Genomic DNA, 25631 nt, shown 5'->3' on the forward strand with positions numbered 1-25631 from the left:
CATGGCCGAGGCCTTCATCTGCGACTACATCCGCACCCCGATCGGCCGTTTTGGCGGTTCTCTGTCCTCAGTGCGTGCCGACGATCTCGGCGCCGTCCCCCTGAAGGCACTGATCGAGCGCAATTCCGGCATCGACTGGCAGGCTATCGACGACGTCGTCTACGGCTGCGCCAACCAGGCCGGCGAGGACAACCGCAATGTCGCGCGCATGTCGCTGCTTTTGGCCGGACTGCCGAAGGAAGTGTCAGGCTCGACCGTCAATCGCCTCTGCGGCTCCGGCATGGATGCCGTCACCATAGCTGCCCGCGCTATCAAGGCGGGCGAGGCCGAATTGATGATCGCCGGCGGCGTCGAATCGATGAGCCGCGCTCCCTATGTCATGCCCAAGGCCGAGACCGCCTTTTCACGCCATGCCGAAATCCACGACACCACTATCGGTTGGCGTTTCATCAACCCGCTGATGAAGGCGCAATACGGCGTCGATTCCATGCCAGAGACCGGCGAGAATGTCGCCGAGCATTACAAGGTGTCGCGCGCCGACCAGGATGCATTTGCCGTACGCAGCCAGGACAAGGCCGTCGCCGCGCAAGCCAATGGCCGGCTGGCGAAGGAGATCACGCCGGTGACCATCCCGCAGAAGAAAGGCGATGCTGTAGTCGTCTCCAAGGATGAACATCCCCGCGCGGGAACCACGGTCGAGTCGCTGGCGAAATTGCCGACGCCGTTCCGCCAAGGCGGCACGGTCACCGCCGGCAACGCGTCGGGCGTCAACGATGGCGCCGCGGCGCTGGTCATCGCCTCGGAAGCAGCAATAACGAAATACGGCCTGACGCCGATCGCCCGCATCCTCGGCGGCGCTGCCGCCGGCGTGGCGCCGCGCATCATGGGCATCGGCCCCGCGCCGGCGACGAAAAAGCTGTGTACCCGCCTCGGCCTGACGCCGCAGCAATTCGATGTCATCGAACTCAACGAAGCCTTCGCCTCGCAGGGCATAGCCGTGCTGCGCCAGCTCGGCATCGGCGAGGACGCGGATTACGTCAATCCCAATGGCGGCGCCATTGCGCTTGGCCATCCGCTCGGCATGTCAGGCGCGCGCATATCAGGTACTGCGGCGCTTGAACTGCGCGAGCGCGGCGGCCGCTATGCGCTGGCCACCATGTGCATCGGCGTCGGCCAGGGCATCGCAGTGGCGCTCGAGCGGGTTTGACGGCTTCCACCGATCAATAGGGCAGCCCGACGTAGTTCTCGGCAAGAGCGGTCGACGCCGCCTGCGAACGCACGAGATAGTCGAGCTCGGCCTCCTGGATGCGCTGGCCGAACTCACCCGTATCGGGAAAGCGGTGCAGCATCGTGGTCATCCACCAGGAGAAGCGCACCGCCTTCCAGACCCGCGCCAGCGCTTTGGCTGAATAGGCGTCCAGCCCCGCAGTTGATTTCTCCAGATAGAATTCGCGAAGCCCGGCAAAGAGATAGCGCACGTCGCTGGCGGCGAGGTTTAGCCCCTTGGCTCCCGTCGGCGGCACAATATGGGCGGCGTCGCCAACCAGGAACAGCCGGCCGAAGCGCATCGGCTCGGCGACGAAGGAGCGCAGCGGCGCGATCGATTTTTCGAAGGACGGGCCGGTGACGACGGCGGCAGCGGTCTGTTCCGGCAGGCGGCGGCGCAACTCATCCCAGAAGCGGTCGTCGCTCCAGGCTTCGATGCTCTCATCGGCCGGAACCTGCACATAGTAGCGGCTGCGATGGGTCGAGCGCATCGAGCACAACGCAAAGCCGCGCTCGTGATTGGCGTAGACCAGTTCGTGATCGGCCGGCGGAACCTCCGCCAGCACGCCGAGCCAACCAAACGGGTAGGTCCGCTCGAAGGTTTTCAGCGCGCGCTCGGGCGCCGATTTGCGGCTGATGCCGTGATAGCCGTCGCAGCCGGCGATGAAGTCGCAATCGATGCGATGGCTGACGCCGTCCTTGTCATAGGTGACGAAAGGCGCCTCGCCGTCGAAACCGTGCAGCGCGACATTTGCCGCCTCGTAGACGGTGACCAGCCCCCCCGCCTCGCGTTTGTCCATCAGATCATGCGTCACCTCGGTCTGGCCATAGACGGTGACGTGCTTGCCACCGGTCAGCGCCGTGAGATCAAGCCGGTGCAGACCACCGCCGAAGGCAAGTGAGATACCGGAATGCGACAGGCCCTCGGCGTGCAGCCTTGCTGCGGCTCCGGCCTGCTCCAGCAACTCGACGGTGCCCTGTTCGAGCACCCCTGCCCGCACGCGGCCAAGCACGTGCTCCCGGCTCGAGCGCTCGAGGATCACCGTCTCGACGCCGATGCCGCCGAGAAGCTGACCGAGCAACAAGCCGGACGGTCCGGAGCCCACGATGACGATTTTTGTGCGCATCAGTGCCCCAGGCTTTCGATCTGTCCGGCAAGTTCGGCGGCAAGCCGTAGTGCAGCCGCGGTCGCAACCGCCATTTGTGGCAAGAGCAGCCATTCCAGCGTCCAGACAGCGCCCGAGCGCTCCTGCTCATGCACCAACGCCTGATGCATGCCGGAGAGCTGCGTGGCGTTGAAGCGCGCCAGCGTCACCAGCACCTCCGCCTTCACCGGGTTCTGCTTGTGCGGCATGGCCGACGAGCCGCCGCCGCCGGACAGCTTGATGTCCGCCCCCGCCTGCGCCATCAGCGCAACATCCTGGCCGAACTTGCCGAGGCTGCCGGTAACAAGCGACAGCCAACCTGCGAACTCGGCGAGCGCATCGCGCTGGCTGTGCCATTGCGGCGCGTCGCCAAGGCCGAGCTTTGCGGCAAGCGCCGCGCGCACCGCAGGTCCCTGGTCCCCGAGCTTTTCCAGGGTGCCGGCGGCGCCGCCAAATTGCACCACAAGCAGGCGCCCGGATTGCTCCGACAGTCTTTGCTGATGCCGTTGCAGCGGCGCACGCCACGCCGCAGCCCGGTCCGACACGTTTATAGGTATCGCCGGCTGCATCCGCGTCATGGCGGTCAACGCCCTGCCGCCAAAACGCTCGTCCAGTGCTGCCAGCCGCACAATGTTTTCGGTCAGCAGCAGGTCGAGATGTTCGATCACCCGGCGCAGCCGAAGCATCAAACCTGTGTCGATGACATCCTGGCTGGTTGCGCCGAAATGAACACTTGCGTCGTGCGGCGCCCCGACTGCTGCCTTCAACTGGCGCACCAGTTCGGGAGCGATCACGCCGTCCTTCGCCACCCCGGCGCGCAACCGCGTGGTATCCGGCTTGTAGGACAACAGGACAGACACGATCGCCGCCGCGGCATCCATGCGGATGATCCCGCTTTCGGCTTCCGCTTCCGCCAGCGCGCGCTCGAAATCGAGCATGGCGGCGATTTCCGCATCGGCGGAAAAATGCCGCGCCGCCTCCTCGTCGCCGAGCAGGCCGGACAGCAGCGGATGGTCGAAGGGCGATACGGTCATGTCTCTGGTCTCCTAGCTGTCGAAGAAGACCGTTTCCTTCTCCCCCTGGAGATGGACGTCGAAAATATAGTTGTCGCCTTGCCGCTCGGCGATCAGCGTCGGCACGCGCACCTTGTGCTCGATGCGGGCCAGGATCGGATCCTCGGCATTGGCCTTTTCCTCGTCAGAGAAATAGAGCCGCGTGTGGAGACCGATATTGATGCCGCGCGCGACGATCCACAGGCTGATATGCGGCGCCATCAACCGTCCGTCCCCATAAGGCACGCGCCCGGGCTTGATCGTCTGAAAACTGCACAGGCCGGTTTCCATGTCGGTCGGCTGGCGGCCCCAGCCCTGGAAATCCGGATCGGCATCGCCACTCAATTCGGCCAGCGAATTGTAAAGGCCGTCGGCATCCGCCTGCCAGATCTCGATCAGCGCGTCCCGGAGCGGCGTGCCGGTGCCGTCGAGCACCCGGATCCGCAGGCCGATCCGCTCACCCCGGGTCTTGTCGTTGATCATCGAGGCGCCGAGGTCGCTGGCATAGACGCCGCCGATGCCGCCGAAATTCGGCGTCAGTCCGATATGCACATAAGGCCCGGCCGTCTGTGACGGGCTCTCCTTCAGCCGGGTGAGCGCCTGAGCCATCAATTGCCCTCCGGCCGGTTTTCGAACAGCGACGCGCGACGTCCGCGCAGCACGATGTCGAACTTGTAGGCACGCGCGTCGAACGGGACCGTCGTCTGCATGTCGAGCGCGGCGATCAACGTTTCGATTGCCGCTTTGTCGCGGATGCCGCCGACGATTGGGCAGCGCCAGATCAACGGGTCGCCTTCAAAGTACATTTGCGTGATCAGCCGCTGTGCAAAACCATGGCCGAACACCGAGAAATGGATATGCGAGGGCCGCCAGTCATTCGGCCCGTTCGGCCAGGGATAGGGGCCGGGCTTGACCGTGCGAAAGGCATAGCCGCCATCGGCGTCGGTGATGGTGCGGCCGCAGCCGCCGAAATTCGGATCGAGCGGTGCAAGATAGCCGTCCTTCTTGTGGCGGTAGCGGCCGCCCGCATTTGCCTGCCAGAATTCAAGCAGCGCGCCTGGCACGCCAACGCCGCGCTCGTCGAGCACCCGGCCATAGACGATAATGCGCTCGCCGATGGCGCTTTCGCCTGGCTTGGCGAAATTGTGGATCAGATCATTGTCGAGTTCGCCGAGCATGGCGTGGCCGAACACCGGCCCGGTGATTTCCGACGCCGTGTTGTCGAAGGCCAGCAGCGCCTTCTGCGGCGAGCGCAGCACCGATGTCTTGTAGTCCGGCGTCAGCGCCGGCGGATGCCAGCTCCGGTCGCGCTGGAAGAAGGCGCCGGTCTCGGGCCTGCGGTTCGAGCCGGCATCAGCTGGCATGGCCATTCCTGCTTCCGTCCATGTCCGAAAACACCTCCTTGGCGATCCTGAAGGCACGGTTGGCCGCAGGCACGCCGGCATAGATGGCGACATGCAGGAACGCTTCGCAGATGTCGTCACGCGACGCGCCGGTGTTGGCGGTGGCGCGCACATGCATGGCGACCTCTTCATCATGGCCAAGTGCTGCCAGCAGGGCCAGCGTCACGATCGAGCGCTCGCGCTTGCTAAAACCCGGCCGCGCCCACACCGTCCCCCAGGCTGCCTCGGTGATCAGTTCCTGGAACGGCCGGTCGAAATCGGTGACGGCATCCTCGCTGCGGTCGACATGCGGGTCGCCGAGCACCGAGCGCCGCACTGTCAGCCCGGTCCGGTATCTGGTCGTGGTCTTGGACACTTCATCCATGGATCTGCTTTCTCTGAGGAAGCGAAGCGACGAATTCTCGGATCAGGGCGATCAGCGCCCCGGGCTGCTCGACGCAAGAGATGTGGCCGGCATCCCGGATAATCTCGAAGCGCGCGCCGGGGATCAGGTCTGCCATCCAGCGCACGAGGTCCGGCGGCGTCGAGCCGTCCTGGTCGCCGACGACGCACAGCGTCGGCACAGCGATGGCCTGCGCAACTTCGGTGAAATCCGCATCGCGCACGGCAGCACATGTGCCAACGTAACCAGTGACGGCTTGCCGGGTCATCATGTTCCAATAGCCGTCGAGCTCGGCGACACGCTCCGCATGAAAGGCCGGCGTGAACCACATTTTAAGGATGGGATCGGCGACCGCCTGGATGCCTTTGCTTTCGACTGTTTCAATGCGGGTGTTCCAGCTGTCGAGCGTGCCGATCTTGTGCGCGGTGTCGCATAGGATGAGGCCTTCGACGATTTCGGGGCGTCGCGCGTAAAACCCTTGCGCGACCAGGCCGCCGACCGACAGGCCGCAGAGCACGACATTGGTCAGCCCGAAATGATCGATGAGGCCGGAGAGATCATCGACATGGTCGTCAATCGTGGAGACGCCGCCAATATCGGAGAGCCCGTGGCCGCGCTTGTCGTAAACCAGCAAGGGCATGTCAGCGTTCAATTCAGACACCACTTCGTCCCAGATGCGAAAGTCGGTACCGAGCGAATTGATGAACACGACCGGTCGCGCATTGCCCTCCGCCTTGAGGTGGCGATGGTGCAGCGTGATGCCGCCAATGTTGACGAATGGCACGATTTCGATCCTCCGTGTTCACATTGCACAAGGCATTTGGTTTGGTAAAATGATATTTTGCGGCGTTTCATTAACTGAGAGGTTACGAGAACCATGTCCGAGAGCCGCATACGGTTCCGTCACCTGCAGGCATTCCTTGAGGTAGCGCGGCAAGGCAGTGTGGCGAGGGCGGCCGACTTTCTTCATGTCAGTCCGCCGGCGGTTACCAAGACGCTGCGCGAGCTGGAAGAGGCACTTGGTATCGCCGTCGTCGAACGCGACGGTCGCGGCATACGGGTTACGCGGCTCGGCGAAATCTTCCTCAGCCATGCCGGCACGGCGATCACCGCCTTGAAGCGTGGGGTCGATTCCGTCCGCCAGGACGGCGCCGTCAATCGCCACCCGATCCGCATCGGCGCGCTGCCGACGGTGTCGGCGAAGGTTATGCCGCTCGCCATGAGCCTGTTCCTCGCGGAGAACACCGGCGCCGCCATCAAGATCGTCACCGGGGAGAATGCGGTGCTGCTCGAACAGTTGCGCGTCGGCGCACTCGACCTCGTCGTCGGCCGGCTTGCGGCGCCGGAAAACATGACCGGCTTCTTCTTCGAGCATCTCTATTCCGAACAGGTGCTGTTTGTGGTGCGGGCCGGCCATCCGCTATTGCAGCCCGACCAGGATATCTTCGCGCGCCTCGACGAGTTTCCGGTTTTGATGCCGACGCGTGAATCGGTCATCCGCCCCTTTGTCGACCGCCTTTTCATCACCAATGGCATGACCGCGCCGGCCACCGAAATCGAGACCGTCTCGGATTCCTTCGGCCGCGCCTTCATGCGCCAGAGCAACGCCGTGTGGATCATCTCGGCCGGTGTCGTCGCCAATGAATTGGGCAGCGGCGCCTTCGTTGCCCTCAATGTCAACACCGAGGAAACCAAGGGACCGGTCGGGTTGACGATGCGGACCGACACGGCCCCCTCGCCGGCTTTCACCATCCTTCTGCAGACCATTCGCGAGGCGGCCAGCCAGCGCGCCTGAGACATAATCTTTCTGCCATTACCGCGAACTCGGGCAGTTGCGCGGCTTTTGATAACCCATGGGTTAACGAAACACCGCAAAATATCATTTTACCAAACCAAAGGCGTAAGGCACTGTGGTGATGGGAGGATCGAAATCATGCCATCGTCGGCATTGCCGACCTTCCGCCGCCGCCTCCAGCCTGCCGGGGCGATATCCGATACGGGGAATGGGCGGCAAAGATTTTGAGCAGGCCGACGGCCGCCTCCGGCAGGCCCGTCAGGAAAGGGAGGAAATATCAGCATGACCTCGGAGAAATCCATCCTTCGCGGCGTCTCGCGGCGCCAGTTCATCGCCACCTCGCTCGCCGGCGGCGCAGCGCTTACGCTCGCCCGCGGCAAGGCCTTCGCTCAGGCCGCCGACACGCTGAAGGTCGGTTTCGTCAGCCCGCGCACCGGCCCGCTCGCCGGCTTCGGCGAAACCGACGGCTATGTGCTTGACCTCGCCCGCAAGGCGCTTTCCAACGGCATCGAACTCGGCGGCAAGAAATTCAGCGTCGAGATCATTGATCAGGACACCCAGTCCGATCCGTCCCGCGCCGGCCAGCTTGCCAAGGACCTCATCAACAATCAGGCCGTCGACCTGATGCTGGCTGTGTCGACGCCGGAGGTGATCAACCCGGTCGCCGACGCCTGCGAAGCTGCCGGCGTGCCTTGCCTGTCCACCGTCATGCCGTGGGAGGCCTGGTATTTCGGGCGCGGTGCCAAGCCCGGTGAGCCCTCGCCGTTCAAATGGACCTATCATTTCGGCTTCGGCGTCGAGGAATTCTTCAAGGCCTATATCTCGCAGTGGAAGCTGATCGAGACCAACAAGAAGGTCGGCGTCATGTATCCCAACGACGCTGACGGCAACGCCATCCGTGCGCATCTGGCACCGCTGCTGGCCAAGGAAGGTTTCACCATCGTCGATCCCGGCGCCTATGAGACCGGCACCACCGACTATTCCTCGCAGATCGCGCTGTTCAAGCAGGAAGGTGTCGAGATCTTCAACTCCTTCCCGATCCCGCCTGACTTCGCCGCCTTCTGGCGCCAGGCCGCGCAGCAGGGCCTGACCCGGCAGATCAAGATCTGCCAGGTCGCCAAGACCGGGCTGTTCCCGTCCGACATTGAGGCGCTTGGCGATCTCGGCAACAAGATCTCGAGCGCCGCCTACTGGCACAAGGCTTTCCCTTACAAGTCGCCCCTGACCGGCGTTTCAGGTGCCGAGCTTGCCGACGGCTATGAGGCAGCGAGCGGCAAGCAGTGGACGCAACAGCTCGGCGCCTCGATGTCGCTGCTCGATGCCGGCTTCGAAGCGCTGAAGGCGAGCAGCAACGCCAAGGACAAGGCAGCGGTCGCCAAGGCTCTGAGTACGCTCAACACCGAGACCATGATCGGCAAGGTCGATTTCACCAGCGGCCCGGTACCCAACGTCTCGCCCGGCCCGATCATCGGCACGCAGTGGGTGCCCGCCAAGGAAGGGTCCAAGTTTCCGCTCGACTACGTCGTCACGGAAAACGCCACCGACCCGAAGGTTCCGGTCGAGGCCAAGCTCCAGCCGTACAACGGCTGATCGACGGTTAAGGGGATCGCATCGTGAACGCCTCGCCCAAAGCTGCGATCCTCAGCGCCGCCGGCATCCACAAACGCTTCGGCGCGCTGGTGGTGCTGGACAATATCGATTTCGCCATGACCGCGGACGAAGCCGTCGGCATTGTCGGCCCGAACGGCGCCGGCAAGACGACGCTGCTCAGCGTGCTCTCAGGCGCCTTCCCGCCGAGCGCCGGCACCGTCGCCTTCAAAGGCGGCGACGTAACGGCGCTGCCGGCCACACAGCGCTGCCGGCTCGGCCTGGTGCGCACGCACCAGGTGCCGAAACCGTTCAGCGGCATGACCACTTTCGAGAACGTTTTTGTTGCGGCGTCGCATGGTGCGGGTCTCGCCCGCGATGAGGCCTATGAGGAGGCGCTGGCGTCGCTCGAACTCTGTGGCATGCTGGGCGTAGCCAACCGGCGCGCCGAGACGCTCGGCCTGCTCGACCGCAAGCGGCTGGAGCTTGCGCGTGCGCTTGCGGCAAGGCCGAACCTTTTGTTGCTCGACGAAATCGGCGGCGGCCTGACCGATGGCGAAGCGAGCGAACTCGTCGACACCATCAAGGAATTGCGCCGGCGCAAGATCGCCATCGTCTGGATCGAACACATCGTCCACATCCTGCTCCAAGTGGCCGAGCGGCTGATCTGTATGGATGCCGGAAAAATCATCGCCGACGGCGAGCCGCAGGCTGTCATGGCCGACCCCGAAGTCGTGCGCGCCTATCTCGGCGGAGGTCCGAAATGAGCCTGCTCGCCATCGAAAACCTGGTTGTCCGGCACGGCCTGTTGCAGGCGGTGCGCGGCGTCAGCTTCAGCATAGAGCGCGGCCAGACGCTGGCGCTGGTCGGCGCCAACGGCGCCGGCAAGACGACGCTGCTGCGGGCGATTGCCGGCGCCCATCAGCCATCCGCCGGCCGCGTGCTGCTGGACGGCGCCGATATCACCAGCGTGCCCTCGCACAAGCGGGTCGGCATGGGCATCGCGCTGGTGCCGGAGGGACGAAAACTGTTCGTGCAGATGACGGTCGAGGAAAACCTCCTGCTCGGCAAGACCGCCGGCCGTCCCGGCGACTGGAGCGTCGAAAAAGTGCTCGACACTTTCCCCAATCTCAAACCGCGCCGCCATGCCAAGACCGGGCATCTCTCCGGCGGTGAGCAACAGGCGACCGCCATCGGCCGCGCGCTGATGAGCAATCCCGAACTGCTGCTGCTCGACGAGGTCTCGCTCGGCCTGTCGCCGCTGGTGGTCGACCGCGTCTACGCTTCACTGCAAGGTCTTATCAGTTCCGGCACGACCATCATCCTCGTCGAGCAGGACCTCAACCGCGCGCTGTCGGTCTCGGACAAGGTCATCTGCATGCTGGAAGGGCGTGTCGCGCTCGAAGGCCCGAGCAAAGGCATGTCGCGGGACGAGGTGACCAAGGCCTATTTCGGTCTGCACCGGAAAAATGCCGGGAGCGTTCCGGCATGATGAACCAGATCGTCCAGGGCATCCTTCTCGGCGGCTATTACGCGCTGATCGCCTGCGGGCTGTCCTTCATGTTTTCGGTGATGCGCATCATCAACCTTGCGCATGGCAGCCTGGCGGTGTTCTCGGCCTATACAATGTGGTGGCTCGCCTCGCGCTTCCACATCCCGCCCTTCATCGGCCTGCTCATCGTGCTGCCGCTGATGGCGGCGATCGGCTGGGCGTTGCAGCGGTTCCTGCTCGAACGCAGCGCGCGTGGCGGCGAATTGTTGCCGATCCTCACCACATTCGGCCTCGCCATCGTCATCGACAATCTGCTCTTCCAGCAGTTCGGCGCCAACACGCGCTCGCTGGCGCCCTATATCGGCAGCCTGTCCTACGATTCCTGGGAATGGCCGGGCTCGATCTATGTCGGCAAGCTTGCTGTGATCATGTTCGCCACAGCCGTGATCCTGCTTGGCGGGCTGCAGCTGTTCCTCACCCGCACCAGGCTTGGCCGCTCGATCCGCGCCACCTCGGAGGATCCTGATACGGCTGGTCTCGTCGGCGTCGATGCGCGCCGCGCCAACGCCCTTGCCGCTTCCATCGCCATGGTCACCGTCGGTCTTGCCGGCGCGTTCCTCGGCATGCGCGCCACCTTCGATCCCTATACCGGCGCACCGCAATTGCTGTTCGCATTCGAGGCCGCAGTGATCGGCGGCGCCGGCTCGCTGTGGGGCACGCTGGTCGGCGGCATCGTGCTGGCGCTCGCCCAGACCCTCGGCGCGCAGATACATCCGCAAGGCTTCCTGATAGGCGGCCATGTCGCCTTCCTGATCGTGCTGTTCATCCGGCTTTCCACGTCCGGCCTCGGCTTGCGCGGCCTGCTGCGCCTGCCCGCGAGGAAAGCATCATGAGCGCCGTTTCGACCTCCCCCGTCATCGAGCGCGGCACCCCTGCTTCGCGTATCTCGGCGATCGCGGTCGTTGTCCTCATCGCGCTGCTCGCCGTTGCGCCGCATTTCCTGTCGGCCGGCGCGGTCGACCGCATGACAGCCTTGTTCATCTATGTGATCCTGGCGGCGATGTGGAATGCGCTCGCCGGCTTCGGCGGCCTGGTCTCGGTAGGACAACAAGTGTTCTTCGGCCTCGGCGCCTATTTCGCCATTCGCCTGGCCGATGCCGGCCTCAACCCGCTCGCTTCGCTGTTCGTCTCAGCGATCATCGTCGGAGCGGTTTCCTGGCCAATGTCGTTGTTCATGCTGAAGCTCAGGCATGGCGAGTTCGCCATCGGCATGTGGGTGATCGCCGCGCTCACCCATCTCCTGGTCAATCTCGACCGGTTGGTGCAGGGCGAGACCGGGACGTCGCTGATCTCGCTCAACGTCTATGACGCCGGCGCCAGGCGCGCGACGATCTACTGGCTGGCGCTGGCCTCGATGACGGCGCTGCTCGCCATCCTGTTTAGCCTGCTGCGCGGCAGCACGGGTGCCGCCATCCGCGCCATCCGCGACAATGAGGACGCGGCCGCTTCCGTAGGCGTGCGCGTCACCGGCACCAAGCGGCTGCTCTTCGTGCTCGCCGCCTTCGGCATCGGCATGGCCGGCGCGCTGTGGCTGGCGACCTCGATCACCTTCCAGCCAAAAACCTACTTCAACGTCCAGTGGACCGCCTACATGATCTTCATGGTGCTGGTCGGCGGCATAGGCACCTTCGAAGGCGCCATTCTCGGCGCTCTCCTGTTCTTCCTCATCGAGACCTGGTTCGGCGGCACCGGCGTCTGGTATCTCATCGGCCTCGGCGCCACGGCGATGCTGTTTTCGCTGTTCCTGCCGCGCGGCCTGTGGGGAACGCTGGAAGAACGTTTCGGCCTGCGCCTGCTGCCGGTCGGCTACCGCGTCAGGCTTCCGGCCAACGCCGGGGACGGCGACGCGGCATCGACGCCGCAACAAACCACGGCACAGCGGGAGAGAGCCTGACCATGCTTTTCGGCAAAACCATTCTCATCACCGGCGTTGCCTCCGGCATCGGCGCGCGCACGGCCGAACTTGCAGGTCAGCTGGGCGCCGATGTGATCGGCGTCGATGTCCGCGAGCCTGCTGTGGCGGTCGGCTCCTACGTCAAGGCCGACATCTCGTCCAAGGCCGGCGTCGACGATCTCGTCGCAACCTTGCCACAGCGCATCGATGCGCTCTGCAACGTCGCCGGCCTCTCCGGCAACACCGGCGCGGTGTCGACGCTTGCCGTCAATTTCTACGGCCTGCGCGCTCTCTCGGAAGGCCTCGCACCAAAGCTTCGCGAAGGCGGCGCCATCGTCAACGTCGCCTCGATCGCCGGCTATGGCTGGCGCGCCAATCTCAACCGCACGGCGTCGATGGTCGGCATCGAAGGTTTTCCCGATATCGCCAAAGTGGTCGCTGACCATCAGGTGAAGAACGAGGAAGGCTATCCCGTCTCCAAGGAGCTGCTGTTGTTGTGGACGATGCGCGCCGCGCATCAGGACCAGTTCAGGAGCCGCGGCATCCGCGTCAATGCGGTCAGCCCTGGCCCGGTCGAGACACCGATCCTGAAACAATTCCGCAATGTACTCGGCGATGCTCGCGTCGACAGCGATATCGCCAGGGTCGGCCGCGCCGGCACCTCGGGCGACATCGCGCCTGTCGTGCTGTTCCTGTGCTCGGATGGCGCGCGCTGGGTCAACGGCGCCAACGTACCGGTTGACGGCGGCCTTGAAGCATCGATCAACGCCGAGGTGCTCGGCTTCTAAACCATGATCCCGAAAAGTGGGAACCGGTTTTCGGATAAGATCATGGTCAATAGCAAAGTAGAAAAGACGCTCCAGGGCGAGCGAGGGAGAAAACAATGGACATCGGACTTCTGATCGACGGTGACAAAAGGGATGCGTCGGGCTCCACTTGCTACGAGCGCATAGACCCGTTCACCGGCAAGCTGGCGACGCGCGCCGCCGCAGCCAGCGTTGCCGATGCCAACGCCGCAGTCGAAGCCGCTGCCGCCGCTTTCAAGACCTGGTCGAAGACCGGTCCGGGCGAGCGCCGCGCCCTGCTCGCCAAGGCGGCCGATGTGATGGATTCCAAGGTCGGCGAATTCACCAGATTGATGATGGAAGAGACCGGCGCCACCGGTCCGTGGGCCGGCTTCAACGTCATGCTCGCCGCCAAGATGCTGCGCGAGGCAGCCGCCATGACGACGCAGATTTCGGGCGAGGTCATCCCCTCAGACAAGCCGGGCACGCTGGCCATGGCAATCCGCCAGCCGGCAGGTGTCTGCCTCGGCATCGCGCCTTGGAATGCGCCGGTAATTCTCGGCACCCGCGCCATCGCCATGCCTATCGCCTGCGGCAACACGGTGGTGCTGAAAGCCTCCGAAATGTGCCCCGGCACGCACCGGCTGATCGGCCAGATGCTGGTCGAGGCCGGCCTGCCCAAGGGCGTCATCAATGTCGTCACCAACGACCCCAGGGACGCCGCCGCCATCGTTGAGGCGCTGGTCGCGCATCCCGCCGTCAAGCGCGTCAACTTCACCGGCTCGACCAAGGTCGGCCGGATCATCGCCGAACTCGCCGGCAAGCACCTGAAGCCGGCACTGCTCGAGCTCGGCGGCAAGGCGCCGCTAATCGTCCTCGATGATGCCGACATCGACGCGGCGGTCAACGCGGCCGCATTCGGCGCCTACATGCATCAGGGCCAGATCTGCATGTCGACGGAGAGGCTGGTCGTCGATGAAAAAATCGCCGACGAATTCGTTTCCAAGCTCGCCGCCCGCGCTTCGCAACTGCCGGCCGGCGACCCGCGCGGCCATGTCGTGCTGGGCTCGCTGATCAGCAGCCAGGCCGCCGACAAGATGGAAGAACTTGTTGCCGATGCGGTGGCCAAAGGCGCGAAACTTGTTGCCGGCGGCAGACGCACGGGCACCGTGGTGGAAGCAACCCTGCTCGATCACGTCACCCCTGCAATGCGCGTCTATGCCGAAGAATCCTTCGGCCCGGTCAAGCCAGTGATCCGCGTCAAGGGCGAGGACGAGGCCGTGCGTGTCGCCAACGACACCGAATACGGCTTGTCGTCCGCCGTCTTCAGCCGCGACATCAAGCGCGCGATGGCTGTTGCCGCGCGCATCGAGGCCGGCATCTGCCACATCAACGGCCCGACCGTCGGCGACGAGGCGCAGATGCCGTTCGGCGGCGTCAAGGGCTCGGGGTATGGCCGCTTCGGCGGCAAGGCCTCGATCGCCGAGTTCACCGACCTGCGCTGGCTGACGATCGAGGATCCCGGCCAGCACTATCCGTTCTGATTGATAGGACGCTTCGCCAGATGATTATCTACCGAGCGTCAATCCGACCTTGCGCGCTTCCGCGCGCGCAGGAACGGCAGTCCGAACGCCGATGACATCATCGGGATTCTCCGCCACCGGGCGCCGCACCTGGCGAGCCAACGGATTCCCGCATCAAAACCCGGCAAGGCTCGAGCCGCGCGATCGGCGGCCCCGCCTCACCTTCAATTCTTGCAAACAGCGCCTCCATGGCGTGGCCGGCGATCTGGCGCACCGGCTGTACAACGGCGGCGATCGCCGGCCATGTCACCTGCATCCATTCGGCATCGTCGAAGCCGACCAGCGAAATGTCGTCGGGGCAGTGCCAGCCACGACGGCGGAATTCCGACAACGCCACCAGCGTACCCTTGAGGAACAGCGAATAGACTGCCGTCGGACGTTCGCCTTTCGCGAAATACTCTCGCAACTGCGCCCTCAGCGGCTCGACATCGGTTTCGGCGAGCACGACATCGATGCGCACATCCGGCGCCAGTTTGATCGCAGCAGCGCGAAACCCGTCGAGGCGTGCGCGCACCGTCGCCGCCTGTCCGCCGAGGCCGACGACCAGTATGTGGCGATGGCCCTTGGCGATCAACTCGTGCGCCACCTCGGCGCTGGCTGCGGCGCTGTCGGCCGACACCGTGTCGAAAGCGTCGTCGGAGAGCACACGGTCGATCAGCACGCCGGTCATGCCATTGGCCTTCATGAAGTCGGCTGCCGGGCCATGCTCGTTGCGCACCGGCGCCAGCACCACGCCAGCGACGCGCCAGTCATGCATACGGGCGAGAATTTCTTTTTCGCGCGCTTCGGATTCCCGGCTCGACGCCGCCACCAGCGTATATCCGCGCTGCTCGGCGAGGCTCTCGAGCCGGGTGACCATCTGGCCAAAAAATTCGCTTTCGAATTCGGGCATGATGGCGCCGATAATGCGGCGCTTGGCCCGGCGCATGTCGGAGGCGAGCGGATCGACGCGGTAGCCCAGTTGCTCGACGGCATCGAAAACGCGTTGCGCATTTTCCGGTTTCACCGTGGTGACGCCGGCCATGACCTTGGAGACGGTGGCGGCCGACACGCCGGCGCGGCTTGCCACGTCGTGGATCGACGCACGCCGCTGCTGGTCCTGCCTGTGCGCCATTGGTCGTCCTCCCGAGGCGCGGACCGAGGCATTTCCGCCCGCTGGGGAAATGAGTAAATCGATTTTTCGGAGTTGTAAATCGTTTAATCGTGAGTATTTTACCCCACGAGTGCGTGCCGTCCTAAAGTGTGAAGCGGTTTTGGGATAACGGCAAGTTCAAAGCAAAAATACGCGATCCGGATCGCGCCGGGAGGAACCGTCATGCCGAACAAGACCTTGCCGCTGGTCATCAGCGCGCCGGAACCGCGCACGCTCGAGCTGATCTTCACCCCACCGCAACTGGCGCGACTGAAGGCTCATTACCGCATTGTCGAGACGACGGCCGAGGGCGTGGCGAAGCTGCCCGCCGCTGTTCTGGCCGAAGCTCGCTATATCATCGGCCAGCCACCGATCTCACCTGAGACGCTTGAAGCCATGACGGCGCTGCGCTGCGTCTTCAATGTCGAGACCAATCTCATCAACAACATGCCCTATGAGACGCTGTTTGCGCGCGGCATCCATGTCGTCACCACCGGTCTGGTCTTCGCCGAGCCGGTGGCCGAGCTCGGCCTTGCCATGGCGCTCAACCTCGCCCGCAACATTGTCGACGCCGATCTCGCATTCCGCAAAGGCGAAGAACTGTGGGGCGGCGAGGGCAATCAGACGGCGCGGCTCTTGTCGGGCGCCGATGTCGGCATCATCGGCTTCGGCGATCTCGGTCGAGCGCTGAACCGGCTGCTGTCGGGTTTTCGCACACGAACCAAAGTCTTCGACCCTTGGCTGCCGCCGTCGATCCTCATCGACAATGGCGTCGAGCCGGCCTCGCTCGACGATGTGCTGACATCAAGCGACTTCGTCTTCGTCGTCGCTTCGGTGACCTCGGAGAACCAGGGTTTTCTAGGCGCCGAGGCTTTTGCCAGCATGCGCAAGGGTGCTGCCTTCATCCTGCTCAGCCGCGCCGGCGTCGTTGACTTCCCTGCTTTAATGGCAGCGGTAAAGAGCGGCCACATCGTCGCCGCCAGCGATGTCTTCCCCGAAGAGCCTTTGGCACAGGACCACCCGGTCCGGACAATCCCAGGCTTCCTGCGCTCCGCCCACCGCGCCGGTGCGCTCGACATCGCTTTCAAGCGCATGGGCGACATGGTGCTGGAAGACATGGAGTTGATCGACCGCGGCCTGCCGCCGCTGCGCTCCAAGCGCGCCGAGCGCGAGACTGTGTCAAGGATGAGGTCGAAACCGGCGGACAGGAATTAGTTATCGCTCGTTGAGCGGCCAGATCTCGATCACCCCATGCGCCACGGCGCAGGGCGATTTCGAGGCGAGCGCGATTGCCTCGTCCATGTCTTTGGCTTCCATGACGGAAAAGCCGGCGATCGGCAGATCCGACGAGAGATAAGGCCCGGATTCGGTGCGGACGCCGCTGGCGTCTGGATTTCGCACCTGGACCGGCGTTTCGGCAATGCCCATCACCACCCCGCGCCGCTTGAGCGACGCATCGTGTTCATGGGCTGCCTGCCTGAGGTCCTGCGGCGTCCGGTCATATCCGGCCCGGTCGCCATAGCCGATGGTGATGTATTTGGGCATTCGCAGTTCCTCCATCTCAGGGATAATGGATAGGCGCCGCGACGGTTCCGGCGACCCCTGCCGGACATCGAAGGCTCCGGCCTCGCCGGCGGGTATTGATGACTTGCGGGGCTCTGCGGAACCATCCTTCTGCCAGATGGTTTTGAAAGCAGTCGGGCGGTGGGAAGCCCGGCGTACTCCAAGGAGGCCCGTCACGATTCGCGTCGGTGGCGGGCCTTTTTATTGACGCTCGCACGAAGAACGAAACCCGACGAGCAAGGCCGAAAAAGTTTCAACCTACCTATGACTATATCTCAGAAAGACTCACCTATTTTTCGCACGAAATCCGGAACTTCGATCCAAACCTCTCGTTTGTCCCATGATCGTTGCTTTGACGATCCCTAAGCAACAGGAGGATAACATAATGAATATCAAGATGATCTGTTTTGGCGCAATGACGCTGTCGATGGTCGCCGGCTCGGCGCTTGCCGCCGGCGGGACCGGAACATCGGCCCTGGATGACCCGGCAAAGATGCAGCCCTTCTACACCGACAACACCATGAAGACGATGGTCGGCAATGACGACTTCGTGAAGGCGTGGAAGGCGCTGTCGCCGGATGATCAGACAGCGATGATGGCGGCCTGCGACGAGGAGGCCAAGAACGCCAACGCCGCCAACAGCCACCCGGAATTCTGCAGCAATGTGAAAGCCAATGGCGGCAGCAAGTAAGCTGCCTTCCCAAGGAATAGCGGCCCCGAGGGGCCGTTATTTCTGTGAGCTTGCTGTTGCTCCCTATCCGGCAGCAACACCGGCGGCCGAGCGATTGGCCAGCACCAGCCCGACCTCGCCGACAACCTGCTCGACGCGCTTCAGGATGGGTTCGGCCCTCAGCACGCCGTCGGAAAAATCCTTGTCCGTGGCATAGACACCTGTCGGCAGTGTCAGCGCCTCGAAGAAGCCGAACAGCGGCCGCAACTGGTGCTCGACGATCAACGCATGGCGATCGTTGCCGCCGGTGGCGAGCAGCACCACCGGCTTGCCGCGCAAGGAAGCCGGATCGAACAGATCGAAGAAGTGTTTGAACAGGCCGGTGTAGCTGCCCTTGTAGGTCGGTGACCCCACAACCAGGACATCGGCATTGACGACGCTGTCGAAAATCCCCCGCGCCTGGCCGTCGAGATCGCGCGCCCATTTGGCCGCGCCAAGCGAGGGGCCGAGGTCTTCGATGTCATAGGTGCTGGCCGACAGGCCATGCTGGCGCGCAATATCCCTGACGACCTGGTCGACGAAGCCGCGCGTCTTGGACGGCCGGGTGAAATTGCCGGAAAAGCCGACGACGGTTGGATTGGGCATATTCTGGCACCTCTTACGACGGGCGGACCCACTGTCTCTGCCGCAGGTTTAACGGCTACCAATAGCCGAAAGAAGGGATGGTACGCTGTCGAGCCTGCGGACAGCGAATTTTCTTTCCATCGGCAGCGCTCCCCGGCGGGCCGCACCTCGCGCTACGGCTTCGGCGGCACTATGTTTGCGCGGTGCGGTTCCGCCATGTCTGCGTGTGTTCACGGCCCCGCTTTGCCCAGGAGACGCTTCGTGCCCAAAGGTTCAGATCTGCTCGTAGCCGCCCTCGAAAATGAGGGTGTCGATCGCATCTTCGGCATTCCGGGCGAAGAAAACCTCGACGTCGTCGAATCCATCCGCAAATCGTCGATCCAATTGATCCTGACCCGCCATGAGCAGGCGGCGGCGTTCATGGCCGCCACACATGGCAGGCTTACCGGCAAGCCGGGTGTCTGCATCACCACGCTCGGGCCCGGCGCCCTGAACCTGACGACGGGTGCCGCCTACGCGCTGCTCGGCGCCATGCCGATGATCATGATCACCGGGCAGAAGGGCATCCGGTCGTCGCGCCAGGCGCGCTTCCAGATCGTCGACATCGTTGCCGCGATGAAACCGCTGACCAAGCTGTCGCGCCAGATCATCTCGCCACGGACTATTCCCGCCGTGGTGCGCGAAGCGTTTCGGATTGCCGAGGAGGAACGCCCGGGACCGGTGCATCTGGAACTGCCCGAAGACATCGCAGCCGAGGAATGCGACGAGGTGGCACTGATCCCGCCGCACCCGGTCGAGCTTCCGCTGGCAAGCCCGCTCGCGCTCGACCGCGCCGCGCAGATGATCATCAAGGCACAGCGCCCGCTGGCAATGCTGGGCGCCGCCGCCTCACGACCACGCTCGACCTCCGACCTCGCCCAGTTCGTGCTGCGAACCGGCATTCCCTATTTTACCACGCAGATGGGCAAGGGCACGGTGCCCGGCGGGACCGAACTCTACATGGGGACGGCCGCCCTCTCCGAGCGCGACTATGTGCATGAGGCGATCGAGCAGGCCGACCTCATCATTACCATCGGCCACGACACGATCGAGAAGCCGCCCTTCATCATGGGCGACAAGGGACCGAAGGTGATCCATGTCGGCTACCAGCCGGCCAATGTCGAGCAGGTCTATTTCCCGCAGACCGAAGTGGTCGGCGACATCGGCGCCTCGCTCAGGCTGCTTGCCGACCGCATCGAGGGCAAGATCCCCAACGCACAGGCGCTGCTGCCGCTGCGCGAAGGCATCTTGAACCGCATTGCCGCGCGCGCCACCGAGGAGCGTTTTACGCCGCAGCGCCTGGTGCACGACGTGCGCGCGGTGATGCCGGCCGACGGCATCCTGGCGCTCGACAACGGTATGTACAAGATCTGGTTCGCGCGCAACTACCGCACGCGCGTCGCCAACACGCTGCTGCTCGACAATGCGCTGGCCACCATGGGCGCCGGCCTGCCGTCGGCGATGACGGCCGCGATGCTCTACCCCGGCCGCCGTGTCATGGCGATCTGCGGCGATGGCGGCTTCATGATGAACAGCCAGGAGCTGGAAACCGCCGTCAGGCTCAAACTCAATCTGGTCGTACTGATCATCGAGGACCATGCTTTCGGCATGATCCGCTGGAAGCAGGCGGTCGACCAGTTTCCCGATTTCGGCATGACCTTCGGCAACCCAGATTTCGTAAGATATGCCGAGGCCTATGGCGCCAAGGGTACCAGGGTCAGCTCCGTCTCGGAAATACAATCGACGCTCGAGCGGGCCTTCACCGGCGGCGGCGTTCATCTCGTCGTCGTGCCGATCGACTATTCGGAGAACGAGCGCGTCCTGGTCGAGGAGCTGCGCCACCGATTGCCGGCGCCACCGGAGGTGTGACGCTCAGGCGGCCCGAACTTTGGCGCTCCCAAGCGCCCAGGCCGGCAGCCAGTCGCCATGCGCCGCCAGCAGCTCATCGACCAGCGACCAGATCTGGTCGAGATCGAGCTCGGCCGCCGTATGCGGGTCCATCATCGCCGCGTGGTAGATGTGCTCGCGGTTTTCGGTCATCAGTGCCTGCACCGTCAGCTCCTGCACGTTGATGTTGGTGCGGATCAGCGCAGTGAGCTGCGGCGGCAGCTCGCCAATGAAGGTCGGCTGAATGCCGGAGGCGTCGACCAGGCATGGCACCTCGGCCGCGCAATTGTCTGGCAGCGAAGTGATGCAGCCATTGTTGCGGACGTTGCCGTAGATCACCGACGGCTCGCCGGTCCACACCGAGTTCATGATCGAGGAGGCGTATTCCTTCGACTGCTCGACCTCGATGCGGTCGGCCGAGCGATAGGCCTCGGCCTGCCCCTTCCAGCGCTCGATCTGCTCGATGCAGCGCTTGGGATATTCGTCGAGCGGAATGCCGAACTTCTCGATCAGGTCGGGGCGCCCGTCCTTGATGAAATAGGGGGTGTATTCGGCGAAATGCTCGGAGCTTTCGGTGACGAAATAGCCGAGCCTCGTCAGCATCTCGTAGCGCACCTTGTTGGGGCAGCGCGGGTTCCAGCCCGGCTTGGGCGCCCTGCCCTCGCGATAGGCGCGGACCAGGTCCGGATAGAGGTTGCGGTAGCTGCCGTCCGCTTGGCGATGCTCGAACTTGAGATAGAAGGCCATGTGGTTGATGCCGGCCGAGCGATAGCGGATCTCCTCGTAGGGAATGTCGAGATCGTGTGCCAGTTCCATCGCCGTGCCTTGCACCGAATGGCAGAGGCCGACCTGTTTGATCTCAGGATATTTCTCCGAAATCGCCCAGGTGTTGATCGCCATCGGGTTGACGTATTGCAGCATGATCGCCTGCGGGCAGACAGCCAGCATGTCCTCGCAGATCTTCCACAGATGCGGCACGGTTCTGAGGCCGCGCATGATGCCGCCGACGCCGAGCGTGTCGGCGATTGTCTGGCGCAGGCCGTACTTCTTCGGCACTTCGAAATCGGTGACGGTGCATGGCTCGTAGCCGCCGATCTGGAAGGCGACGACGACGAAGTCGGCGCCGGCCAGCGCCTTGCGCTGGTCGGAGTAGGTCTCGGCCTTCGCCTTCACGCCCAGCGTCGCGATCAGCTTGTTCACGACGATGGCGCTCTCTTCCAGCCGCTGCGGATTGATGTCCATCAGCGCGATCGTCGCGCCCGACAGCGATGACCGCTGCAGCACGTCGCCGACAATGTTCTTCATGAACACGGTCGAGCCGGCGCCGATGAAGGTGATCCTGGGATGTCTTGCCACGTTAAACCTCCGGCATTTTGCTACGCCACGTCGAAGGCGGCCCTGACGAGCCGTTCGGTGTAGGCGGTCTTGGGATTGGTGAGGACCTCGTCGACGGGTCCCTGCTCGACGATCTTGCCGTTCTGCATGACGATGACGCGGTGGCAGAGCGCGCGCACCACCTTGAGGTCGTGCGAAATGAAGAGATAGCTCAGCCCGCGCTCGTCCTGCAGCTTGCGCAACAGGTCGATGATCTGCGCCTGCACCGAGAGGTCGAGCGCGGAAGTCGGTTCGTCGAGCAGGATGAATTCGGGTTCCAATGCAATGGCCCGCGCGATCGCGATGCGCTGCCGCTGGCCGCCGGAAAATTCGTGCGGGAAGCGTGACAGGATATCGCCCGGCATGCCGGCGCTGACCAGGGCGTCGCGCACCCGCTCGACCCGCTCGCGCCGCGTCGCACCCAATTTGTTGACGACCAGCCCTTCCTCGATGATCTGGCCGATCGTCATACGCGGATTGAGCGAAGAGAACGGATCCTGGAAGACAACCTGCATGCGTGAGCGCAGCGGCCGCATCTCGGCACGCGACAGGCCTTGGATCGGCTGGCCGTCGAAACTGATCTCGCCACGCTTGGCATCGGTGAGCTTGAGCAGAGCAAGACCGAACGTGGTCTTGCCGGAGCCGGATTCACCAACCAGCCCCAGCGTTTCGTGGCGGCAAAGTTTCAGGCCGAGATCGTCGACGGCAACCAGTTCGCGCCAGTCCGGCTTCAGGAAGCTGCCATGACGCAGCATGAAGCAGACGCGCATGTCGCGTGCCTCGAGGATAGTGCCGCTGTTCTGCGGCAGCGGCTTCGGCTTGCCGTGCGGTTCGGACGCGAGCAGCCGCTTGGTGTAGGGATGCTGCGGGTCGGCAAACAGCCGTTCGGTGACGTTATGCTCGCACATCTCGCCATATTGCATGACATAGACATAGTCGGAGAATCTCCGCACCACTGTGAGGTCGTGGGTGATCAGGATGACCGCCATCCTGAGCTCTTTTTGCAGGTTGCGGATCAGGTTGAGGATCTGCGCTTGCACCGTGACGTCGAGCGCGGTCGTCGGCTCGTCGGCAATCAGCACATCGGGGTCGTTGGCGAGCGCCATGGCGATCATCACGCGCTGACGCTGCCCGCCCGACAACTGGTGCGGATACTGCTTGATGCGTGCTTCCGGCTCGGGGATCTGGACATGCCGCAAAAGCTCGAGCGCCCGCGCCCAGGCTTGCTTGCGGCTCACCTTGCGGTGCACCCTGATCGCCTCGACGATCTGGCTGCCGACCGTATAGATCGGGTTGAGCGAGCTCATCGGCTCCTGGAAGATCATCGAGATGCGGTTGCCGCGAAGCTTGCGCCGGGCGCTCTCGGGGAACTTCAGTATGTCCTGCCCGCAATAGTCGACGGTCGATTTCGCAGAGACAGTGGCCCGCTTCGAAAGCAGCCCCATGACGGTGCGCGCCGTCACCGATTTACCGGAGCCGGACTCGCCAACGATGGCAATCGTCTCGCCGCGATAGAGCTGGAACGAGATGTCCTTCACAGCCTCGACGACGCCGTGCTCGACCTTGAAGGCGACCTCGATGTTGCGGGCATCGATGATCGGCTGGTCGTGGCGGCCGGCATGGTCGAGCCGGACGGCTGGAGCGAAGGATTGTGCGAGTGCGACGGTCATCCGGCCACCTCAATAGGGATCGACGGCATCGCGCAGGCCGTCGCCCAGCGCGTTGAAGGCAAAGACGGTGATCAGCACGAAGCCGACCGGCGACAGTATCCAGGGATAGGTGCCGATGACCGAATAGGTTGCGGTGTCCTGCAGCATCAGCCCCCATGAGATCAGCGGCGGCTTCACCGCGAAGCCGAGGAAGCCGAGAAAGGCTTCGAGCAGGACCACCGCCGGGATCGCGATCGTCACGGCGACGATGACGTGGCTCATCACATTGGGGAAAATGTGCTGCATGATGATGCGCATGTCGGTGGCGCCGACCGCCATGGCGGCACGCACATAGTCGACCCGCGCCAGCGCCAGCGTCTTGCCGCGCACCTCGCGCGACATCTGCGCCCAGCCCAGCGCCGACATGACGATGATGACGAAGGCGAGGAAGACGTTGGTTGGCGCGGTCACCGGGATCAGCGTCGTCAGCGCCAGATAAAGCGGCAGCTGCGGGAAAGCGAGCACCAGCTCGACGAAGCGCTGCACCCAGACGTCGAACCGGCCGCCGAAATAGCCGGAGACCATGCCGACCGTGGTGCCGATCACAGTGACGATGAAGACCACGGTCAGCGCGATCATCAGCGAGACGCGCGATCCCTGGATGGCGCGCGACAGCACATCCCTGCCGAACTTGTCGGTGCCGAGGAAATGCACCGGCTGGCCGTCGGTCGAAGCGAAGAAATGCCGGTTGGCGGGGATCAGGCCGAGCAGCCGGTACTCGGCGCCGTTGACAAAGAAGCCGAGCAGGCGCGGATGCTCGTAGTCCGGCCCGACGACCGGCTGGAAGGTGACCGGGTCGAGGTCTGTGGAATCCGCGAGCGCATAAACCCGCGGCTGCAGCACGAAATTCCCGTCCTTGTCGTAAAAACTCATCGTCTGCGGCGGGGCGAAAGCGACATCTGTGACCTTGGGGTCCATCGGCGCGAAGAAATCGGCAAACAGCGCCATCAGCACCAGAAGCACGACCAGAATCAGCCCGGCCATGCCGGTCCAGGATCGCTTCAGCCGGCGCCAGACCAGCGCGATGTAGCTCTCATTGCCGCGCGGCCCCGTCTTGACGGGCTCCGTCTTGACTGGATCCGTTTTCATTGGCTCATCCGGAAGCAGCGGCGGTGAGGTGTCGCGGGCAAGCATCTCAGGACCCCGCATATTGGCGGATGCGCGGGTCAAGCAGGGCGAGCAGCATGTCGGCGATGATATTGCCGACGATCAGCGTCGCCGACAGCACCATCATGAAGGTCGCCGTGACATAGACGTCGCCTACCGCCATCGAGCCGACAATGGCCGGGCCCACGGTCGGCAGCGCAAAGATGATCGCCGTCTCGATCTCGCCGGTCAGCATATAAGGCAGCACAACGCCCTGGTACATGATCAGCGGATGCAGCGCATTTGGCACCGCGTGGCGCATGACCACCGCGCTGCCGGTCAGTCCCTTGGCACGCGCTGTTTCGACATATTGAGCATTGAGCGTGTCGAGCAGATTGCCGCGCATGACGCGCATGTTGTAGGCGAGCCCGCCGAAGGTGGCGATCGCTACTACCGGCCAGACATGCTTGACGAGGTCGACGAACTTGCCCCAAGACCACGGCGCGCCGCCATATTGCGGCGAGAAGAACGAGCCGATCTCCGAGACGTTGAACTGGAAGACCAGCAGGTAGACGATGATTAGCGCCATCAGGAAGCGCGGAACGGTCATGCCGAGGAAGGAGATGGCCGACAGCGTCGAGTCGATCCAGGTGTATTGCCGCGTCGCCGCCCAGATACCGAAGGTGATGCCGAGCACCGAAGCGAGCAGATGGCAGACCAGCGCCAGGAGCAGCGTGCGCGGCAGCCGCTCTCCGACCACATCGGCGACCGGCTTGTTGTAGTAGAGGCTGTAGCCGAAATCGCCACGGGTGACGATGCCGCCGATCCAGTTGAGATACTGGACCGGCATCGGCTTATCGAGGCCGTGCTCGACCCGATACGCCTGCGCCTGCGCGTCGGCTTCGGCAAACGAGGCACCGCCCTGGTTGATGAGCTGCGAGCGGATGTAGTCGGCATAGTCGCCCGGCGGTGCCTGGATGATGGCGAAAGTGACCAGGCTCAGGATGACCAGAACCGGCACCGCGGATGCTATGCGCATGGCCAGGAATCGCAGCATCGGTTCGTTTCTCCTCCTTGGATCAAATTTGTTGCCGCTGACCTTA

At 63.9% G+C, this 25631-nt stretch carries 25 protein-coding genes; 12 read left to right on the forward strand and 13 right to left on the reverse strand.

What is annotated here, in order from left to right; genetic code table 11:
• The first annotated feature begins 1 nt into the window (after position 1).
• Positions 2-1207, forward strand: a complete 1206-nt coding sequence (gene pcaF / locus ACWGTI_RS00575; RefSeq protein WP_454586452.1) for a 3-oxoadipyl-CoA thiolase — start codon at positions 2-4, stop codon at positions 1205-1207.
• Between the two features lie 13 nt (positions 1208-1220).
• Here the strand turns inward: pcaF and pobA are convergent, their stop codons facing one another.
• The 6 genes from pobA to pcaD are packed head-to-tail and all read right to left on the reverse strand — an operon-like array spanning position 1221 to position 6032.
• Positions 1221-2393, reverse strand: a complete 1173-nt coding sequence (pobA, locus tag ACWGTI_RS00580; RefSeq protein WP_454585319.1) for a 4-hydroxybenzoate 3-monooxygenase — start codon at positions 2391-2393, stop codon at positions 1221-1223.
• Positions 2393-3445, reverse strand: coding sequence for a 3-carboxy-cis,cis-muconate cycloisomerase (locus ACWGTI_RS00585; RefSeq protein WP_454585320.1), 1053 nt, complete (start codon positions 3443-3445; stop codon positions 2393-2395). The genes pobA and ACWGTI_RS00585 overlap by 1 nt, the downstream gene beginning before the upstream one ends.
• Before the next feature lie 12 nt (positions 3446-3457).
• On the reverse strand, positions 3458-4072 hold the full coding sequence (gene pcaG / locus ACWGTI_RS00590; protein WP_454585321.1) for a protocatechuate 3,4-dioxygenase subunit alpha: 615 nt from the start codon (positions 4070-4072) through the stop codon (positions 3458-3460).
• On the reverse strand, positions 4072-4827 hold the full coding sequence (gene pcaH / locus ACWGTI_RS00595) for a protocatechuate 3,4-dioxygenase subunit beta (RefSeq protein ID WP_454586453.1): 756 nt from the start codon (positions 4825-4827) through the stop codon (positions 4072-4074). The genes pcaG and pcaH overlap by 1 nt, the downstream gene beginning before the upstream one ends.
• Positions 4817-5230: a 4-carboxymuconolactone decarboxylase gene (gene pcaC, locus ACWGTI_RS00600; protein ID WP_454574764.1), complete on the reverse strand. Its 414-nt coding sequence runs from the start codon at positions 5228-5230 to the stop codon at positions 4817-4819. Before pcaC ends, pcaH begins: the two co-directional genes overlap by 11 nt.
• On the reverse strand, positions 5223-6032 hold the full coding sequence (pcaD, locus tag ACWGTI_RS00605) for a 3-oxoadipate enol-lactonase (RefSeq protein WP_454585322.1): 810 nt from the start codon (positions 6030-6032) through the stop codon (positions 5223-5225). The genes pcaC and pcaD overlap by 8 nt, the downstream gene beginning before the upstream one ends.
• Before the next feature lie 93 nt (positions 6033-6125).
• Here pcaD and pcaQ point away from each other — a divergent pair, with 93 nt between their 5' ends.
• The 8 genes from pcaQ (at position 6126) to ACWGTI_RS00645 (ending at position 14405) form a co-directional block, all read left to right on the forward strand.
• The gene (gene pcaQ, locus ACWGTI_RS00610) at positions 6126-7043 is read left to right on the forward strand and encodes a pca operon transcription factor PcaQ (protein ID WP_454585323.1); all 918 of its coding nucleotides are present in this window, start codon (positions 6126-6128) and stop codon (positions 7041-7043) included.
• Positions 7044-7325: 282 nt separating this feature from the next.
• Positions 7326-8633 (forward strand): ABC transporter substrate-binding protein, encoded by a 1308-nt coding sequence (locus tag ACWGTI_RS00615; RefSeq protein ID WP_454585324.1) that lies wholly within the window; start codon positions 7326-7328, stop codon positions 8631-8633.
• A gap of 89 nt (positions 8634-8722) precedes the next feature.
• Positions 8723-9397, forward strand: coding sequence for an ABC transporter ATP-binding protein (locus tag ACWGTI_RS00620; RefSeq protein ID WP_454586454.1), 675 nt, complete (start codon positions 8723-8725; stop codon positions 9395-9397).
• Positions 9394-10122 (forward strand): ABC transporter ATP-binding protein, encoded by a 729-nt coding sequence (locus tag ACWGTI_RS00625; RefSeq protein WP_454585325.1) that lies wholly within the window; start codon positions 9394-9396, stop codon positions 10120-10122. The genes ACWGTI_RS00620 and ACWGTI_RS00625 overlap by 4 nt, the downstream gene beginning before the upstream one ends.
• A complete protein-coding gene (locus tag ACWGTI_RS00630) occupies positions 10119-11015 on the forward strand; it encodes a branched-chain amino acid ABC transporter permease (protein ID WP_454585326.1) in 897 nt (298 codons plus the stop codon). Before ACWGTI_RS00625 ends, ACWGTI_RS00630 begins: the two co-directional genes overlap by 4 nt.
• Complete coding sequence (locus tag ACWGTI_RS00635) at positions 11012-12076, forward strand: branched-chain amino acid ABC transporter permease (RefSeq protein WP_454585327.1); 1065 nt, start codon at positions 11012-11014, stop codon at positions 12074-12076. Before ACWGTI_RS00630 ends, ACWGTI_RS00635 begins: the two co-directional genes overlap by 4 nt.
• A gap of 2 nt (positions 12077-12078) precedes the next feature.
• Positions 12079-12864, forward strand: coding sequence for a coniferyl-alcohol dehydrogenase (locus ACWGTI_RS00640; protein ID WP_454585328.1), 786 nt, complete (start codon positions 12079-12081; stop codon positions 12862-12864).
• A 95-nt stretch (positions 12865-12959) separates the two neighbouring features.
• Entirely contained in the window at positions 12960-14405 is a 1446-nt protein-coding gene (locus ACWGTI_RS00645; RefSeq protein WP_454585329.1) for an aldehyde dehydrogenase, read from the forward strand.
• Between the two features lie 97 nt (positions 14406-14502).
• On the opposite strand, the gene ACWGTI_RS00650 is transcribed toward ACWGTI_RS00645, so the two are convergent.
• Positions 14503-15558 carry a LacI family DNA-binding transcriptional regulator gene (locus ACWGTI_RS00650; protein ID WP_454585330.1) on the reverse strand — a complete coding sequence of 352 codons (1056 nt, stop codon included), beginning with the start codon at positions 15556-15558 and terminating at the stop codon, positions 14503-14505.
• Between the two features lie 201 nt (positions 15559-15759).
• On the opposite strand from ACWGTI_RS00650, the gene ACWGTI_RS00655 reads away from it, so the two are divergent.
• Complete coding sequence (locus ACWGTI_RS00655) at positions 15760-16791, forward strand: hydroxyacid dehydrogenase (RefSeq protein ID WP_454585331.1); 1032 nt, start codon at positions 15760-15762, stop codon at positions 16789-16791.
• Here the strand turns inward: ACWGTI_RS00655 and ACWGTI_RS00660 are convergent, their stop codons facing one another.
• Positions 16792-17121, reverse strand: a complete 330-nt coding sequence (locus ACWGTI_RS00660) for a YciI family protein (RefSeq protein ID WP_454585332.1) — start codon at positions 17119-17121, stop codon at positions 16792-16794. It lies immediately after the preceding gene.
• 403 nt (positions 17122-17524) lie between these two features.
• On the opposite strand from ACWGTI_RS00660, the gene ACWGTI_RS00665 reads away from it, so the two are divergent.
• Positions 17525-17830 carry a hypothetical protein gene (locus ACWGTI_RS00665; protein WP_454585333.1) on the forward strand — a complete coding sequence of 102 codons (306 nt, stop codon included), beginning with the start codon at positions 17525-17527 and terminating at the stop codon, positions 17828-17830.
• A 63-nt stretch (positions 17831-17893) separates the two neighbouring features.
• Here ACWGTI_RS00665 and msuE read toward each other — a convergent pair whose 3' ends face one another.
• Positions 17894-18454: an FMN reductase gene (gene msuE / locus ACWGTI_RS00670; RefSeq protein WP_454585334.1), complete on the reverse strand. Its 561-nt coding sequence runs from the start codon at positions 18452-18454 to the stop codon at positions 17894-17896.
• Positions 18455-18694: 240 nt separating this feature from the next.
• Between msuE and ACWGTI_RS00675 the strand changes: the two genes are divergently transcribed.
• The gene (locus ACWGTI_RS00675; RefSeq protein WP_454585335.1) at positions 18695-20341 is read left to right on the forward strand and encodes an acetolactate synthase large subunit; all 1647 of its coding nucleotides are present in this window, start codon (positions 18695-18697) and stop codon (positions 20339-20341) included.
• Between the two features lie 3 nt (positions 20342-20344).
• Here the strand turns inward: ACWGTI_RS00675 and melA are convergent, their stop codons facing one another.
• The 4 genes from melA to ACWGTI_RS00695 are packed head-to-tail and all read right to left on the reverse strand — an operon-like array spanning position 20345 to position 25585.
• Positions 20345-21715, reverse strand: a complete 1371-nt coding sequence (gene melA / locus ACWGTI_RS00680) for an alpha-galactosidase (protein WP_454585336.1) — start codon at positions 21713-21715, stop codon at positions 20345-20347.
• Positions 21716-21735: 20 nt separating this feature from the next.
• Positions 21736-23403 carry an ABC transporter ATP-binding protein gene (locus tag ACWGTI_RS00685; protein WP_454585337.1) on the reverse strand — a complete coding sequence of 556 codons (1668 nt, stop codon included), beginning with the start codon at positions 23401-23403 and terminating at the stop codon, positions 21736-21738.
• A 9-nt stretch (positions 23404-23412) separates the two neighbouring features.
• Complete coding sequence (locus ACWGTI_RS00690; protein WP_454585338.1) at positions 23413-24531, reverse strand: ABC transporter permease; 1119 nt, start codon at positions 24529-24531, stop codon at positions 23413-23415.
• A 46-nt stretch (positions 24532-24577) separates the two neighbouring features.
• Positions 24578-25585 carry an ABC transporter permease gene (locus ACWGTI_RS00695; RefSeq protein ID WP_454585339.1) on the reverse strand — a complete coding sequence of 336 codons (1008 nt, stop codon included), beginning with the start codon at positions 25583-25585 and terminating at the stop codon, positions 24578-24580.
• Positions 25586-25631: the final 46 nt, after the last annotated feature.

The organism is Mesorhizobium sp. ArgA1 (assembly GCF_053714375.1).

Excerpts from the sequence above, each read along its gene's own strand:
- pcaF (WP_454586452.1), top strand. The coding sequence starts at position 2 with ATGGCCGAGGCCTTCATCTGCGACTACATCCGCACCCCGATCGGCCGT.
- pobA (WP_454585319.1), bottom strand. The coding sequence starts at position 2,393 with ATGCGCACAAAAATCGTCATCGTGGGCTCCGGACCGTCCGGCTTGTTG.
- ACWGTI_RS00585 (WP_454585320.1), bottom strand. The coding sequence starts at position 3,445 with ATGACCGTATCGCCCTTCGACCATCCGCTGCTGTCCGGCCTGCTCGGC.
- pcaG (WP_454585321.1), bottom strand. The coding sequence starts at position 4,072 with ATGGCTCAGGCGCTCACCCGGCTGAAGGAGAGCCCGTCACAGACGGCC.
- pcaH (WP_454586453.1), bottom strand. The coding sequence starts at position 4,827 with ATGCCAGCTGATGCCGGCTCGAACCGCAGGCCCGAGACCGGCGCCTTC.
- pcaC (WP_454574764.1), bottom strand. The coding sequence starts at position 5,230 with ATGGATGAAGTGTCCAAGACCACGACCAGATACCGGACCGGGCTGACA.
- pcaQ (WP_454585323.1), top strand. The coding sequence starts at position 6,126 with ATGTCCGAGAGCCGCATACGGTTCCGTCACCTGCAGGCATTCCTTGAG.
- ACWGTI_RS00615 (WP_454585324.1), top strand. The coding sequence starts at position 7,326 with ATGACCTCGGAGAAATCCATCCTTCGCGGCGTCTCGCGGCGCCAGTTC.
- ACWGTI_RS00625 (WP_454585325.1), top strand. The coding sequence starts at position 9,394 with ATGAGCCTGCTCGCCATCGAAAACCTGGTTGTCCGGCACGGCCTGTTG.
- ACWGTI_RS00630 (WP_454585326.1), top strand. The coding sequence starts at position 10,119 with ATGATGAACCAGATCGTCCAGGGCATCCTTCTCGGCGGCTATTACGCG.
- ACWGTI_RS00635 (WP_454585327.1), top strand. The coding sequence starts at position 11,012 with ATGAGCGCCGTTTCGACCTCCCCCGTCATCGAGCGCGGCACCCCTGCT.
- ACWGTI_RS00640 (WP_454585328.1), top strand. The coding sequence starts at position 12,079 with ATGCTTTTCGGCAAAACCATTCTCATCACCGGCGTTGCCTCCGGCATC.
- ACWGTI_RS00645 (WP_454585329.1), top strand. The coding sequence starts at position 12,960 with ATGGACATCGGACTTCTGATCGACGGTGACAAAAGGGATGCGTCGGGC.
- ACWGTI_RS00650 (WP_454585330.1), bottom strand. The coding sequence starts at position 15,558 with ATGGCGCACAGGCAGGACCAGCAGCGGCGTGCGTCGATCCACGACGTG.
- ACWGTI_RS00655 (WP_454585331.1), top strand. The coding sequence starts at position 15,760 with ATGCCGAACAAGACCTTGCCGCTGGTCATCAGCGCGCCGGAACCGCGC.
- ACWGTI_RS00660 (WP_454585332.1), bottom strand. The coding sequence starts at position 17,121 with ATGCCCAAATACATCACCATCGGCTATGGCGACCGGGCCGGATATGAC.
- ACWGTI_RS00665 (WP_454585333.1), top strand. The coding sequence starts at position 17,525 with ATGAATATCAAGATGATCTGTTTTGGCGCAATGACGCTGTCGATGGTC.
- msuE (WP_454585334.1), bottom strand. The coding sequence starts at position 18,454 with ATGCCCAATCCAACCGTCGTCGGCTTTTCCGGCAATTTCACCCGGCCG.
- ACWGTI_RS00685 (WP_454585337.1), bottom strand. The coding sequence starts at position 23,403 with ATGACCGTCGCACTCGCACAATCCTTCGCTCCAGCCGTCCGGCTCGAC.
- ACWGTI_RS00690 (WP_454585338.1), bottom strand. The coding sequence starts at position 24,531 with ATGAAAACGGATCCAGTCAAGACGGAGCCCGTCAAGACGGGGCCGCGC.
- ACWGTI_RS00695 (WP_454585339.1), bottom strand. The coding sequence starts at position 25,585 with ATGCTGCGATTCCTGGCCATGCGCATAGCATCCGCGGTGCCGGTTCTG.